Source organism: Thioalkalivibrio sp. ALE21 (assembly GCF_003208255.1).
In the GTDB taxonomy this organism is placed as follows: Bacteria; Pseudomonadota; Gammaproteobacteria; order Ectothiorhodospirales; family Ectothiorhodospiraceae; genus Thioalkalivibrio; species Thioalkalivibrio halophilus.
On sequence record NZ_QKMA01000001.1, the window covers coordinates 96,615 to 109,826 of the forward strand.

The window sequence follows — 13,212 nt, forward strand, 5'->3', positions numbered from 1 at the left end:
TCGGCCCGCAGCGCGGGCCCCGACGAATGCAACCAGGGAATGTACCGATGGCCAAAGGGCAAATGCTGCAGGAACCCTTTCTCAACGCGCTGCGCCGCGACCGGATTCCGGTGTCGATCTATCTCGTGAACGGCATCAAGCTGCAGGGGCAGATCGAGTCCTTCGATCAGTTCGTGGTCCTGCTGCGCTCGACGGTGTCGCAGATGGTCTACAAGCACGCGATCTCCACCATCGTGCCTGCGCGGCAGGTGCGCATGCCGCTGGATGAAGACAGCGCCGCGGCCAGCGGCGGAGAGGCCGCGGATGAGTAGGGGCGTCCACCTCCGGGGTGGCCCGGGCCCGGATCGGGGGTGGTCGCGCGTTGTTTGAGCGTCCGCAGACCGGTGGCGACCGGGCGGTGCTGGTGGCCATGGCCATCGGCGGTGCGACCGATCTCGAGGTCCAGCTGCAGGAATTCGAGGAGCTGGTGCGTTCGGCCGGGGCCGAGGTGGTGGCCGTGGAATCCGGTTCGCGCCATCGTCCCGACTCGCGTCTGTTCGTGGGGTCCGGCAAGGCGGACGCGATTCGCGATCAGGTGGCGGCGCACGGGGCCGACCTGGTGATCTTCAACCACGAGCTGTCGCCCAGCCAGGAGCGCAACCTGGAACAGCACCTGCAGTGCCGGGTGCTGGACCGCGCCGGGCTGATCCTCGACATTTTTGCCCAGCGCGCGCGTTCTCACGAGGGCAAGCTGCAGGTGGAGCTGGCGCAGCTGCGTCACATGTCCACCCGACTGGTGCGTGGCTGGACCCACCTGGAGCGGCAGAAGGGCGGCATCGGCCTGCGCGGTCCCGGGGAGACCCAGCTGGAGACCGACCGCCGGCTGCTGGCGGCGCGCATCAAGCATATCGAGCGGCGACTGGAAAAGGTCGAGCGCACCCGCGAGCAGGGGCGCCAGGCGCGCCTGCGCAACGAGGTGCCGACCGTCTCGCTGGTGGGCTACACCAATGCCGGCAAGTCGACCCTGTTCAACCGCCTCACCGATTCCGACGTTTACCAGGCCGACCAGCTGTTCGCGACCCTGGATCCGACCCTGCGCCGGCTGGATCTGGCGCCGCACCAGTCGGTGATCCTCGCGGACACTGTCGGGTTCGTGCGCGACCTGCCGCACGAACTGGTGGCGGCCTTCAAGGCGACCCTGACCGAGACCCGCGAGGCGGCGCTGCTTTTGCACGTGATCGACGCCGCCGATCCGGAGCGCGAGCGGCACATCGCCCAGGTGGAGGACGTGCTCGCGGAGATCGGCGCCGAGGACGTGCCCTGCTGGCGGATCTACAACAAGATCGACACCCTGCCGGAGCGCGACGACGAGGCGGCGGAGCGCTTTGCCGGTGGCGAGGGCGAGGAGGCCTTCTGGCTGTCGGCGCAAACCGGCGAAGGGGTGGAGCGGCTGTACCAGCGCCTGGCCGAGTCCTTCACCGAATCCATGCGCCGTGGCTGGGTCGAGGTGCCGCCGTCCGCCGGGCGGCTGCGCGGGCGGCTGTACGACGAGAACGCCGTGGAGGCCGAGCAGACCGGTGATGAGGGTGCGATCCGCCTGCGGGTGCAGCTGCCGGAGCGGCGCTTCCAGGACCTGTTCCGCGAGGCCGGGCTGGATCCGGAAACGGCCTTCGTGGGGCCGGGCGAGGAACCCGGGGACGCCGAGGACGCGCAAGCCGCCGGTGCGCGCGCCCCGGCACCGGGCTCCGGTGCCTGATCGCACCCCCTGACGGGGTCCCGGGCAGCCACGCGGCACGGGATACGCCGCTGGTCACGACGAGGCGGCGCTGCATCGGCCGGTCGCGGAAACCCGCGACGGTGTCCCGGGTGTGGCGCCCGAGGAGCCGGTGGCCGTGGTCTGCGGCAGCGGATACCGTTCCACGGTCGCGGCCTCCATCCTGCAGCGGCTGGGTTATGGCCACGTAATGAACGTCGCCGGTGGCATGGCCGCATGGGAGGCCGCGGGCGCCGGTCACAACCCGACTCCCGCAGGGGTGCGCTTGCCCGCCCCCGGGTGCCCCCCTAGAATGTCCGCTCCCTGTGCCTGATCGGCACATCCCGAGCGATCGACGGAGTCCCTGATTCATGCCCTGGAACGAACCGGGAAACAACAACCGCGACCCCTGGAGCGGGGGAGGCGGTAACCGCGGCGGCAGCGGCGGTGGTGGCGGCCAGCAGCCGCCGGATCTGGAGGAGATGCTGCGCAAGCTGTCGCGGCAGCTCAGCGGCATCTTTGGTGGCGGCAACCAGGGCGGAAGCGGCCTGGGCGGCGGCATGGGGCGCGGTTCCCAGGCCCTGATCAGCCTCGGCCTGATCATCGCCCTGGTGGTCTGGATTGCCTCCGGCTTTCATATCATCTCCGAAGGCGAGCGCGGCGTCGTGCTGCGCTTCGGTGCGTTCCAGGAGGTCAAGAGCCCGGGGCCGGGCTGGCACCTGCCGTATCCCATCGAGCGGATCGAGATCGAGAATGTCGACAACGTGCGGACCATCGAGAGCCGCGCGCTGATGCTCACCGGCGACGAGAACATCATCGATGTCGACATCGCGGTGCAGTACCGCATCCTCGATCTGGTCGACTTCCTGTTCAATGTCCGCAATCCGGATGCCACCGTGCATCAGGTCATGGAGTCGGCCATCCGTGAACGGGTCGGCAAGGGCAATCTCGAATTCATCCTCGGCGAGGGCCGTGGCGAGATCGCCCAGTCCACCCGCACGGTGATGCAGGAAAACCTCGATGCCTACGGCGCCGGGATCGTGGTGACCGCGGTCTCCATGCAGCAGGCGCAGCCGCCGGAAGCAGTGCAGGAGGCCTTTGCCGATGCCATCCGTGCACGCGAGGACGAGGTCCGCTTCCGCAACGAGGCCGAGGCTTATGCCAACGGCGTGATCCCGCGGGCGCGTGGTCAGGCGGCCCGCATCATCGAGGAAGCCGAGGGTTATCGCGATCAGGTGGTGGCCCGCGCCGAGGGTGATGCCTCGCGCTTCGACCAGCTGCTGACCGAATACCGGCAGGCCCCCGAAGTCACGCGTGACCGTCTCTACCTCGAGGCGGTGGAAGCCGTGCTCCAGGATTCGCGCAAGCTGATGCTGGACGTGGGCGCCAGCGGCAATCTGATGATGCTGCCGCTGGGCGAGATGTTCTCCGGCCAGCCGGGCACCCGCAATTCGGGTGGCGCGCCGACGCCGCGTCCACTGGACACTGACCGGCGTGCGATTGAGAGGGACACCGGGATGACCCGTGATACCGAGAGCCTGCGCTCGCGGGAGGTTCGCTGATGCTGCGTATTGCCGGAATTGCCGTGGTGGTCATCGGGATCGTCGTGGCCCTGTCGACCTACACCGTTGACGAGCGCGAGCGCGTGATCAAGTTCGCCCTGGGGGAACTGCGCGAGGTGGACCAGGAGCCGGGGCTGCATTTCAAGTTCCCGCTGATCCAGAACGTCGAGAAGTTCGATGCCCGGATCATGACCCTGAACATCCCGCCGGACCGGTTCCTGACCAGCGAGGCGAAGAACATCATCGTGGATTTCTACGCCAAGTGGCGGATCAACGATGTCGGTCAGTTCTACCGCGCCACCCGCGGTGACGAACGACTGGCCGAGGAGCGCCTGTCGCAGATCCTGCGGGACGGCATGCGTAACGAATTCGCCCGCTACGAGCTGCAGGACGTGGTCGCCGGCGAGCGCCTGACCATCATGGGCGCGGTGCGCCAGGCCGCCCTGGAGACGGCGCTGGAGCTGGGGGTCGATCTGGTGGATGTGCGCATCCGTCGCATGGATCTGCCGGACGAGGTCTCCGAGTCGGTGTTCGATCGGATGCGGGCCGAGCGCGAGCGTGTGGCGCAGGACTTCCGTGCCCGGGGGCAGGAGGAGGCCGAGCGGATTCGTTCGCGTGCCGACCGCGATCGCACGGTGATCCTGGCGAACGCGTACCGTGACTCCGAGGTGATCCGCGGGGAGGGTGATGCCCGGGCTACCGAGATCCTGGGTACCTCCTTCGGCGAAGATGAAGAGTTCTTCCGCTTCTATCGCAGCCTGATCGCCTACCGCAACAGCCTGCAGGGCGAGAACAGCACGTTCGTGCTGGAACCGAACTCGGAGTTCTTCCAGTTCTTCAACGCTCCGGGCGGCGAGCGTCCGTCCCGGACTCCGCAGCTGCCGCAGCCCGCCGAGTGATCGTGCGGCCGGCCCCGCTTCGGGGCCGGTGCGGGCAGGTTCTGCCAATCACAAGCCGGGCCCGCACCGCGGGCCCTTCTTCTGGCCAGCCCGCCTGTGGACGGGTCAGGCCGTGCAGGCAAGGATGACATGACGGAAATCAATCGCTGGCTGCTGCCGGACGGACTCGAAGAGGCGCTGCCGGATTCGGCACGGCGCCTGGAGGGCCTGCGGCGGCGTGTGCTCGACCATTTCGATGTCTGGGGCTACGATCATGTGATGCCGCCGCTGGCGGAATACCTGGAGTCGTTGCTGACCGGTGCCGGCCACGAGCTGGATCTGCAGACGTTCAAACTGACCGATCAGCTGACTGGCCGGCTGATGGGAGTGCGAGCGGACCTGACGCCTCAGGTCGCCCGCATCGACGCGCACCGTCAGCATGTGGCGGGTGCCAACCGGCTGTGCTATGTCGGTACGACTTTGCGTGCCCGTGCCGATGAGTGGTCGGGGTCCCGCAGTCCGCTGCAGGCGGGCGCGGAGCTTTTCGGACACGACGGTCTGGATTCCGACGTCGAGGTCATCCGTCTGATGCTGGCTACGCTGGAGGTCTGCGGTGTGCGCCGGCCCAGCATGGATCTGGGGCACGTCGGGATCTTTCGCAGTCTTGCCCGGGCCGCGGGTCTGGAGCCGGAGCAGGAGCGCGCCTTCTTCGATCAGCTGCAGCGCAAGAGCATCCCCGAGATCGAACAGACCCTGGCGCAATGGCGTGCGGCGGGGCTCGACCCCGATCTGGCCGATGCCCTGCGTGCCCTGCCGGACCTGAATGGCGGGCCCGAAGTCCTGGCGAGCGCGCGCGCCGCGCTGGGCAGGGCACCCGCCGAGGTGCACGCGGCCCTGGACCACCTGGAGGCGATCGTGGGGGCCCTGCAGTCGCTGGGGACCGAGGTGGATCTGCACGTGGATGTCGCGGAGCTGCGCGGGTATGCCTATCACACCGGTCTGGTGTTTGCGGCGTTCATCCCGGGGTCGGGACAGGCGGTCGCCCGCGGCGGGCGCTATAACGAGATCGGCCGCGTGTTCGGGCGGGCGCGTTCGGCCACCGGGTTCAGTACCGACCTGCGCGAGCTGGCCCGGCACGGCGACGCCCGTGGCGATCCGGAGCGCCCACGCCAATGCGTGCTCGCCCCCGCCGGAACCGATCCGGAGCTGGAGGCGGCGGTGTGCGAGCTGCGCGGGCGCGGCGTGCGCGTGGTTCGCGAGCTGCGGGGCGAGACGCCGGTGACGGATGCGGACGCACGCCTGGAGTACCGCAATGAACAATGGACGGTGGTGGAACACTGATGGGACGTTTCGTAGTCGTACTGGGCAGTCAGTGGGGTGACGAAGGCAAGGGCAAGATCGTCGACCGACTGACCGAGGATGCCGCGGCGGTGGTGCGCTTCCAGGGCGGGCACAACGCCGGACACACGCTGGTGATCGATGGCGAGAAGACAGTGCTGCACCTGATCCCCTCGGGCATCCTGCGCGAAGGGGTGGAGTGCATGATCGGCAACGGCGTGGTGCTGTCGCCGGAGGCCCTGCTCAAGGAGATGGACGAGCTCGAGGCCCGCGGCGTGCCGGTGACCGATCGCCTGCGGCTGTCGGATTCCTGTCAGCTGATCCTGCCGTACCACGTGGCGCTGGATCACGCGCGCGAGAAAGCGCGCGGCAAGGCGGCCATCGGTACCACCGGGCGCGGCATCGGTCCGGCCTACGAGGACAAGGTCGCACGTCGCGGGCTGCGCCTGGACGACCTGTTCCATCGCGAGCGTCTGGCGGCCAAGCTTGGCGAGGTGATGGATTATCACAATTTTGCCCTGAAACATTACTTCGGGGCGGCGACGGTGGACCATCAGCAGGTGCTGGAGCAGTGCCTCGAGCATGCCGAGCGCCTCAAGCCGATGGTGACGGATGTCGCCGGTCGTCTGCACGAGCTGCGTGCCGCGGATCGTGACGTGATGTTCGAAGGGGCGCAGGGCACGCTGCTGGACATCGACCACGGGACCTATCCGTTCGTGACCTCCTCCAGCACGACCGCCGGCGGGGCGTCCACCGGCTCCGGGGTGGGGCCGCGCAATCTGGATTACGTGCTGGGGATCACCAAGGCATACACCACGCGGGTCGGGGCCGGCCCCTTTCCCACCGAGCTGTTCGACAATATGGGCGAACACCTCGCGCGCCGGGGCAACGAATTCGGTTCCACCACCGGGCGTGCACGCCGCTGCGGGTGGTTCGATGCGGTGGCACTGCGTCGCGCGGTCGCCGTGAACAGCATTAGTGGCCTGTGCATGACCAAACTGGACGTGCTGGACGGGCTGGAGACGGTGCAGATCTGCACCGGTTACGATGTCGACGGCCGGCGAGTGGCGGTGCCACCGGCGGGTGCCGAGGCCTACGGGTCCTGTACGCCGGTCTACGAAGAGATGCCGGGCTGGCAGGAATCCACCGTCGGGGTGCGCGAGTACGCGAAGCTTCCCGCCAATGCGCGTGCGTATCTGGAGCGCCTGTCCGAGGTGGTGGGTGTGCCCGTCGATATGATCTCCACCGGTCCGGATCGCGACGAGACGCTGGTGATGCGGGATCCTTTCCGGGGCTGACGGATATCCCTTCCGGTCCGGATGCGGGCCGGAAGGGGGGTTCCCGCTCACGGATCCGTCGGCCGACGGACGACCGCGCGCGCGAAAATTCCCCGCAGGCCGTTGCCATGCGAGCTATTGCGGACGTGGGGGCTGCGGATTGCTTCGGGAAGGAAGCGGGAAGCGAATAAAGAATGGTGCCGAGGAGAGGACTTGAACCTCCACGGGGTTACCCCCACTAGCACCTGAAGCTAGCGCGTCTACCATTTCCGCCACCTCGGCACTTGAGGTCGGCCCTGTAAGGGGGCCTGCGCTTCAGGAACGCGTAAGGTAATCCGCGCTGGCGGATCTGTCAAACCCTGCGGCATCCGCAGGTGAAAGAAATGCGCCCGCGCCGCATCGGGGCCATAATGGGCACCGGGCCGGCTCCGGCCTGTCACTGCCGCAGGCACCTCGGGTGCGCGGCACAACACCAGAAGAAAGAGTTCACTGAATGCCAGGAAAACGCAGCAAGCCGCAGATCGACCCCAACCTCGAACGCGAGGCGCAGAAGTACGACAACCCCATCCCCAGCCGCGAGTACATCCTCGACCTGCTGCAGCTCGAGGGGAATCCGCTGTCCTTTGAGGAAATCGCCGGGCGTCTCGGTATCGAGGACGAGGAACGTCTGGAGGCCCTGCGCCGGCGGCTCAAGGCAATGGAGCGTGACGGTCAGGCTCTGTGCAACCGTCGGGGTGCCTACCTCCCGGTCAATCAGGAAGACCTGATCCGCGGGCGCGTGATCGGCCATCCCGACGGCTTTGGTTTCCTGGTGCCGGACGAGCAGGATGACGACCTGTTCCTGTCGCCGAAGCAGATGCGCGGGGTGTTCCACGGGGACCGCGCGGTGGCGCGCGTCATGGGCGTGGACCGGCGCGGGCGTCGTGAGGGCGGCATCGTCGAGGTGCTGGAGCGCAACACCACCCAGGTGGTCGGGCGTCTGCGCATCGAGGACGGCGTGGGCCTGCTGACCCCGGACAACAAGCGCATCACCCACGAGATCCTGGTACCGCCGGACGGTCTGGGCGAGGCGCAGGACGACCAGATCGTGGTCGTGCGCATCCGCGAGATGGCTTCGCGCAAGTCGCGTCTGCGCGGTGACGTGGTGGAGGTCCTGGGCGAGCACATGGCACCGGGGATGGAGATCGACATCGCGATCCGTGCCCAGGGTCTGCCGTTCGAATGGCCGGACGAGGTCACCGAAGCGGCGGACAAGCTGGGTGATTCGGTACCGGAAAAGGCGAAGAAGGGGCGGCTGGATCTGCGCGACAAGCCGTTCGTGACCATCGACGGCAGCGATGCGCGGGACTTTGACGATGCCCTGTATTGCGAGCCCGAAGGCAAGGGCTGGCGGCTGTGGGTCGCGATCGCCGATGTGTCGCACTACGTCGAGCCGGATTCCGCGCTGGACCGCGAGGCGGTCAATCGCGCGACCTCGGCGTATTTCCCCGAGCAGGTGATCCCGATGCTGCCCGAGGCGCTGTCCAACGGGCTGTGCTCGCTGAATCCGGACGTCGACCGCCTGAGCATGGTCTGCGAGATGGAGATCGGTGCCCGCGGGGCGCTGAAGAGCTACCGTTTCCACGAGGGCGTGATTCGCTCGCATGCCCGGCTGATCTATGATGATGTGGCCGCAATGCTCGCGGGCGATGAGGGCCTGCGCGAGCAGAACGCGCAGGTGCTGCCGCACGTGGAGGAACTGCACCGGGTGTTCAAGGCGCTGCACGCGGCGCGCAACCGCCGTGGTGCGATCGATTTCGATTCCACCGAGACACAGATCGTGTTCGGCGAGGACCGCAAGATCGAGCGCATCGTGCCGGTGGAGCGCACCGATGCCCACCGCCTGGTCGAGGAATGCATGATCATGGCCAACGTGGCCGCGGCGCGCTTCCTCAAGAAGCACAAGGTCCCGGCGCTCTACCGCAACCACGATCAGCCGCCCGCAGAGAAGGTCGAGGAGCTGCGTGAATTCCTCAATGGCGCGGGTCTGTCCCTGGGCGGAGGCGACGAGCCGACCCCGCGGGACTACACCGAGGTCCTCAAGGCGGCGAAGCAGCGCACGGACCAGAAGCTGATCCAGACCGTGCTGCTGCGTTCGCTGTCGCAGGCCGTGTATTCACCCGACCTCGGCGGTCACTTTGGTCTGGCGCTGGATGACTACGCGCACTTCACCTCGCCGATCCGGCGTTATCCGGACCTGCTGGTCCATCGGGGCATCCGGCACGTACTGCGCAATGGCAGCAACAAGGGCTTCCCCTATACCCACCAGCGCATGGAGGGCCTCGGCGAGCACTGCTCGATGGCCGAGCGCCGTGCCGAGGACGCCACGCGCGATGTGGAGGCCTGGCTGAAGGCCGAGTACATGCAGGACAAGGTCGGGGATGTGTTTACCGGCATCGTCTCGGGCGTGACCGGCTTCGGCCTGTTCGTGGAGATTCAGGGGGTGTACATCGAAGGCCTGGTGCATGTCTCCAGCCTCGATAACGATTTCTACCACTTCGATCCCAAGCGCCATACCCTCACGGGCGAGCGCGCCGGTCGCGTGTTCCGCATCGGTGACGAGCTCCAGGTCCAGCTGGTGCGGGTAAGTCTGGATGACCGCAAGATCGACCTGGCGCTGGCCGGCGAGTCGAAGCCGGCGGAGAAGGCTGCACCCGCCGCGCGCCCGGCCGGTCGCAAGGGCCCGGGCGGAGGTCCCGGTGCCGGCGGGAAGAAGCGTGGCAGCGCCCGCGACAACGCCCGTCGCAAGCGTCGCGCCAGAGGAGGCGATGCGGAGGCGGGCGGGGGGCCGGCTGCTGGCCCGGATGCGGGCCCGGCGTCCGACGATTCGGCACCCGCCGACAGCGAAGGCGAACACGCAGCCGCGGAATCGGCCCCTGAATTGGCGCCGGAGCCCGCCGGTGACGACGCACCGAAGAAGAAGGGCCGGCGGCGCGGCCGTCGGCGCAGCAAGCCGTCCGCGGAGGAAGGTGACGCCGCCGCGCAGGGTGCCGGCGGGGGTGCCTCCGACGAGGACTCCGCAGATGCCCCGGAGCCGGGCAACGAGCGGCTTCCGGAGGCCGAGGCCGTTCCGGACAAGGATGGCAACACCATCCCTGACGAGGATGCCACCGGCCAGGGCGGCTCCGGAGACGGCGAAACCGGGGGCAAGCCGGGGCGGCGCCGGAGCCGTCGCCGTCGCCCGGCCTCCTCCTCCTGAGTGATGCACGGATGCCTGGCGTTACCGGCGCCGTTGCGGGCGCCATGTCCGTACCGCGACCGAAAGTGCGGGGACGTGCGGGATGAGCCGTAGCGGCGGAAAGGGGCGCTCCCGGGGCGAGGCCTTCGGCGGGATCCATGCGGTGGCGTCGCTGCTCGAGCGTGCTCCGGAGCGGATCAAGAGCCTGCAGCTCGCGCGCGGCGAGGTGGATGCATCCCTGCAGCGCATCCTGGAGCGCGCCGGTACGCGGGGAGTGGCGGTGGAGCGGGTGGCCCGCGAGCGCCTGGACCAGCAGCACCCCGGATTTCAGCACCAGGGCGTGATCGTGCACTGTACGCCCCGCCCGGTGGTGGACGAGCGCGAGCTGCGCCAACGCGTGGAGGCCGGCCTGGATCTGGTGCTGGTGCTGGATGGCGTCACCGATCCGCACAACCTCGGCGCCTGCCTGCGCACGGCGGACGCCGCAGGCGCCGGGGCCCTGGTCGTCCCGCGCCACCACAGTGCTCCATTGACACCGGCGGCGATCAAAGTCGCCTCCGGCGCGGCGGAGACCGTGCCGGTGGTGAGCGTGGGCAATCTGGCCCGCACCCTCGCCGCGCTGAAGGAAGCCGGCATGTGGGCCACAGGGCTGGACGGCGAGGCGCAGCAGGCGTTGTACGACGTCGATCTGCGCATCCCTGCCGCGATCGTCATGGGCGCCGAGGGCGAGGGCCTGCGGCGCCTGACCCGCGAGGCCTGCGATCATCTGGCGCACATTCCCATGGTCGGCACCGTGGAGAGCCTGAACGTTTCGGTCGCCACCGGCGTGTCCCTGTTCGAAGTCCGGCGCCAGCGCCGTGTTGTGACCGCGGGCAACATCGGTTAACGTATTGCGCCTTTCCGCCCGTCGTTAGGGCGGTTCCTTGCCTCACCGGCGCACCGGGAGGCTGTTACCCGCAAGGAGTTGGATATGCGTCACTATGAAGTCGTGTTTCTGGTCCATCCCGACCAGAGCGAGCAGGTCCCGGCGATGATCGAGCGCTACAAGGGTCTGGTGGAAGGCCACAGCGGCACGGTCCACCGTCTGGAGGACTGGGGCCGCAGGCAGCTCGCCTACCCCATCCAGAAGCTGGTCAAGGCCCACTACGTGCTGATGAACATCGAGGCCGACGAGGCCGCGATGGAAGAGCTCGACAGCGCCTTCCGCTTCAACGATGCGGTGCTGCGTCACCTGTCCATCCGCATGGATCGTGCGATCACCGAAGCGTCCCCGCTGGCCAAGGGCCGCGAGGAAGAAGAAGGCAAGGGCAGCCGCCGCCGCGAGGACGCCTCCGCGGACGAGTCGGCCGAAGCCCCCGCCGACGAGTGATCCCGAACCCCACCCCCGTTTACTGAAGGAGATCGGACATGGCCCGTTTCCCGCGTCGTCGCAAGTTCTGCCGGTTCACCGCCGAAGGTATCGAGTACATCGATTACAAGGACCTGAACCTGCTGAAGAATTACATCACCGAGACCGGCAAGATCGTGCCCAGCCGCGTCACCGGCACCAGCGCCAAGTACCAGCGTCAGCTGTCCACGGCGGTCAAGCGCGCGCGTTTTCTCGCGCTGCTTCCGTACAGCGATACGCATTGATCAGCGCCTGAACGCTGCCTGATCGCCGCCCGGGGGGCGGAGTGCAACGGTCATGCAGATCCTCGCCGAATTCGCGATGAAGAGCCGGGGCCGCGCCGTGGGTGCGGTCGCCGGCTTTGGTATTGCCGGGCTGTTCCTGCCGCCGGTATCCATCGTCAGCAGTGCCCTGGTGGCGCTGGTCGGGCTGCGTCTGGGGCTCGGTCAGGCCCTGATCGTCCTCGCGATCGCCTCGGCCCTGCTGGGCGCGGCCCTGTGGGGTGCGAGCCCCGGAACACCGGGACCGGCGGTGCTGCTGGCCGGTGTCATCCAGTGGCTGCCGGTCGCGCTGCTGGCCGAGCTGTTGCGGCGCACGGTGTCCTGGCGCATCACCCTCAAGGCCGGGGCGCTGGTTGCCGGTGCCGGGGTGTTGCTGATGCACGCCCTGGTGCCGGATGCCGAGGCCTTCTGGGTGCGGGCCGGCATGGAGTTGCTGGCGCCGCTGGTGGAGACCGGCGAGGCGGCCGCGCGCGAAGACCTCGAGGCGGTGCTGGCCGACCTCGCGCCCTACCTGGCCGGGCTGCTGGCGGGCATCGTGCTGCTGAGCGTGACCCTGGCGATGCTGATCGCCCGCTACTGGCAGTCGGCGCTGTACAACCCGGGGGCCTTCGGCGCGGAATTCCGCGCCCTGCAGCTGGGGCCGGGCGTCAGCGCCGCCGCGGTCGTGCTGCTCGCGGTGGGGCAGCTGGTGCCGTCGCCGCTGGCGATGGAGCTGGCGTTCATCCTGGGGGTGCTCTTCTTCCTCCAGGGGATCGCCCTGATGCATGCGCTGACGCATGGCCAGGGCATGAGCGTGTTCTGGCTGGTGGGCATGTACGTTTTGATGGCCCTGGCGTTGCCGCAGATGTTCCTGCTGCTGGCCACCATCGGGGTCATCGACGCGTGGGCGGATATCCGCCGGCGCATGGGGATCGGTCGCGAGCGCGATGCCGGCGACGATCCCCCGGAATCCTGAGCGTGTGACGCGCGCGGTTCGGCCGGCGCGGCACACGGTGTAGAATACGGCCCGACCTCGGGTCGCTGGTTCAATCGTTGACGGGAAGACCAAGATGGAAGTCATTCTGCTGGAAAAGATCGACAACCTGGGCGGGCTGGGCGATCGCGTCCGCGTGCGCCCCGGTTTTGCGCGCAACTACCTCCTGCCGCAGGGCAAGGCGGCCTTCGCCACCGCGGAGAACATCGCCGAATTCGAGGCGCGTCGTGCCGAGCTGGAAAAGGCCGCGGCCGAGGCCGTGGCGGCCGCCGAAGCCCGTCGCGAAAAGCTCGACGGCATGGATCTGGAGATCCGGGCCAAGGTCGGTGCCGAAGGCAAGCTGTTCGGCTCGGTGAGCCCGGCCGACATCGCCGATGCGCTGACCGCGAAGGGCGTGGAAGTGGAGAAAAAGGAAGTGCGCATGCCCGAGGGCCCGCTGCGGGCGACCGGCGAGTTCGAGGTGGGTGTTCACCTGTACTCGGGCGTCGACGCGGAAATCCGCGTCATCGTCACCCCCGAGGAGTGAGGCTCCCGATGGCGGACGGGCGGACCGCCGGGCGGGCCGCT

Annotated in this window: 12 protein-coding genes, 1 tRNA gene and 1 pseudogene; 13 read left to right on the forward strand and 1 reads right to left on the reverse strand. The window is 68.3% G+C overall.

The annotated features are described in order from the left end of the window. The first annotated feature begins 47 nt into the window (after nt 1–47). From hfq to D893_RS00445, 7 genes and pseudogenes are all read left to right on the forward strand, one after another. Complete coding sequence (gene hfq / locus D893_RS00415) at nt 48–311, forward strand: RNA chaperone Hfq (protein WP_018870352.1); 264 nt, start codon at nt 48–50, stop codon at nt 309–311. A 50-nt stretch (nt 312–361) separates the two neighbouring features. Next, a complete protein-coding gene (gene hflX, locus D893_RS00420) occupies nt 362–1,735 on the forward strand; it encodes a ribosome rescue GTPase HflX (RefSeq protein ID WP_018946840.1) in 1,374 nt (457 codons plus the stop codon). Between the two features lie 37 nt (nt 1,736–1,772). Then, nucleotides 1,773–2,066, forward strand: a pseudogene (locus D893_RS00425) (rhodanese-like domain-containing protein); the annotation flags it as partial. A 37-nt stretch (nt 2,067–2,103) separates the two neighbouring features. Continuing rightward, the gene (gene hflK, locus D893_RS00430) at nt 2,104–3,294 is read left to right on the forward strand and encodes an FtsH protease activity modulator HflK (protein ID WP_110618874.1); all 1,191 of its coding nucleotides are present in this window, start codon (nt 2,104–2,106) and stop codon (nt 3,292–3,294) included. Then, entirely contained in the window at nt 3,294–4,193 is a 900-nt protein-coding gene (gene hflC / locus D893_RS00435) for a protease modulator HflC (protein WP_018946842.1), read from the forward strand. Before hflK ends, hflC begins: the two co-directional genes overlap by 1 nt. Nucleotides 4,194–4,322: 129 nt before the next feature. Next, complete coding sequence (locus D893_RS00440) at nt 4,323–5,513, forward strand: ATP phosphoribosyltransferase regulatory subunit (RefSeq protein WP_110618876.1); 1,191 nt, start codon at nt 4,323–4,325, stop codon at nt 5,511–5,513. After that, on the forward strand, nt 5,513–6,808 hold the full coding sequence (locus tag D893_RS00445) for an adenylosuccinate synthase (protein ID WP_018946844.1): 1,296 nt from the start codon (nt 5,513–5,515) through the stop codon (nt 6,806–6,808). Before D893_RS00440 ends, D893_RS00445 begins: the two co-directional genes overlap by 1 nt. A 174-nt stretch (nt 6,809–6,982) precedes the next feature. Here D893_RS00445 and D893_RS00450 read toward each other — a convergent pair. Then, a tRNA-Leu gene (locus D893_RS00450) sits at nt 6,983–7,069 on the reverse strand. Between the two features lie 211 nt (nt 7,070–7,280). Here D893_RS00450 and rnr point away from each other — a divergent pair. The 6 genes from rnr to rplI all read left to right on the forward strand — a co-directional run bounded on the left by rnr (nt 7,281) and on the right by rplI (nt 13,171). After that, nucleotides 7,281–10,025, forward strand: a complete 2,745-nt coding sequence (gene rnr / locus D893_RS00455) for a ribonuclease R (RefSeq protein WP_110618878.1) — start codon at nt 7,281–7,283, stop codon at nt 10,023–10,025. 82 nt (nt 10,026–10,107) lie between these two features. Continuing rightward, a complete protein-coding gene (rlmB, locus tag D893_RS00460; protein ID WP_018946846.1) occupies nt 10,108–10,890 on the forward strand; it encodes a 23S rRNA (guanosine(2251)-2'-O)-methyltransferase RlmB in 783 nt (260 codons plus the stop codon). Nucleotides 10,891–10,974: 84 nt separating this feature from the next. After that, nucleotides 10,975–11,373 carry a 30S ribosomal protein S6 gene (rpsF, locus tag D893_RS00465; protein WP_018870343.1) on the forward strand — a complete coding sequence of 133 codons (399 nt, stop codon included), beginning with the start codon at nt 10,975–10,977 and terminating at the stop codon, nt 11,371–11,373. 38 nt (nt 11,374–11,411) lie between these two features. Further along, entirely contained in the window at nt 11,412–11,636 is a 225-nt protein-coding gene (gene rpsR, locus D893_RS00470) for a 30S ribosomal protein S18 (protein WP_018870342.1), read from the forward strand. Nucleotides 11,637–11,688: 52 nt separating this feature from the next. Then, on the forward strand, nt 11,689–12,627 hold the full coding sequence (locus D893_RS00475; protein WP_110618879.1) for a DUF2232 domain-containing protein: 939 nt from the start codon (nt 11,689–11,691) through the stop codon (nt 12,625–12,627). 94 nt (nt 12,628–12,721) lie between these two features. Then, nucleotides 12,722–13,171, forward strand: coding sequence for a 50S ribosomal protein L9 (gene rplI / locus D893_RS00480; protein WP_018946848.1), 450 nt, complete (start codon nt 12,722–12,724; stop codon nt 13,169–13,171). Nucleotides 13,172–13,212 lie beyond the last annotated feature (41 nt).

Bases quoted from the DNA above. Each gene is read 5' to 3' on its own strand.
- hfq (WP_018870352.1), top strand. From the start codon at position 48: ATGGCCAAAGGGCAAATGCTGCAGGAACCCTTTCTCAACGCGCTGCGC.
- hflK (WP_110618874.1), top strand. From the start codon at position 2,104: ATGCCCTGGAACGAACCGGGAAACAACAACCGCGACCCCTGGAGCGGG.
- hflC (WP_018946842.1), top strand. From the start codon at position 3,294: ATGCTGCGTATTGCCGGAATTGCCGTGGTGGTCATCGGGATCGTCGTG.
- D893_RS00440 (WP_110618876.1), top strand. From the start codon at position 4,323: ATGACGGAAATCAATCGCTGGCTGCTGCCGGACGGACTCGAAGAGGCG.
- D893_RS00445 (WP_018946844.1), top strand. From the start codon at position 5,513: ATGGGACGTTTCGTAGTCGTACTGGGCAGTCAGTGGGGTGACGAAGGC.
- rnr (WP_110618878.1), top strand. From the start codon at position 7,281: ATGCCAGGAAAACGCAGCAAGCCGCAGATCGACCCCAACCTCGAACGC.
- rlmB (WP_018946846.1), top strand. From the start codon at position 10,108: ATGAGCCGTAGCGGCGGAAAGGGGCGCTCCCGGGGCGAGGCCTTCGGC.
- rpsF (WP_018870343.1), top strand. From the start codon at position 10,975: ATGCGTCACTATGAAGTCGTGTTTCTGGTCCATCCCGACCAGAGCGAG.
- rpsR (WP_018870342.1), top strand. From the start codon at position 11,412: ATGGCCCGTTTCCCGCGTCGTCGCAAGTTCTGCCGGTTCACCGCCGAA.
- D893_RS00475 (WP_110618879.1), top strand. From the start codon at position 11,689: ATGCAGATCCTCGCCGAATTCGCGATGAAGAGCCGGGGCCGCGCCGTG.
- rplI (WP_018946848.1), top strand. From the start codon at position 12,722: ATGGAAGTCATTCTGCTGGAAAAGATCGACAACCTGGGCGGGCTGGGC.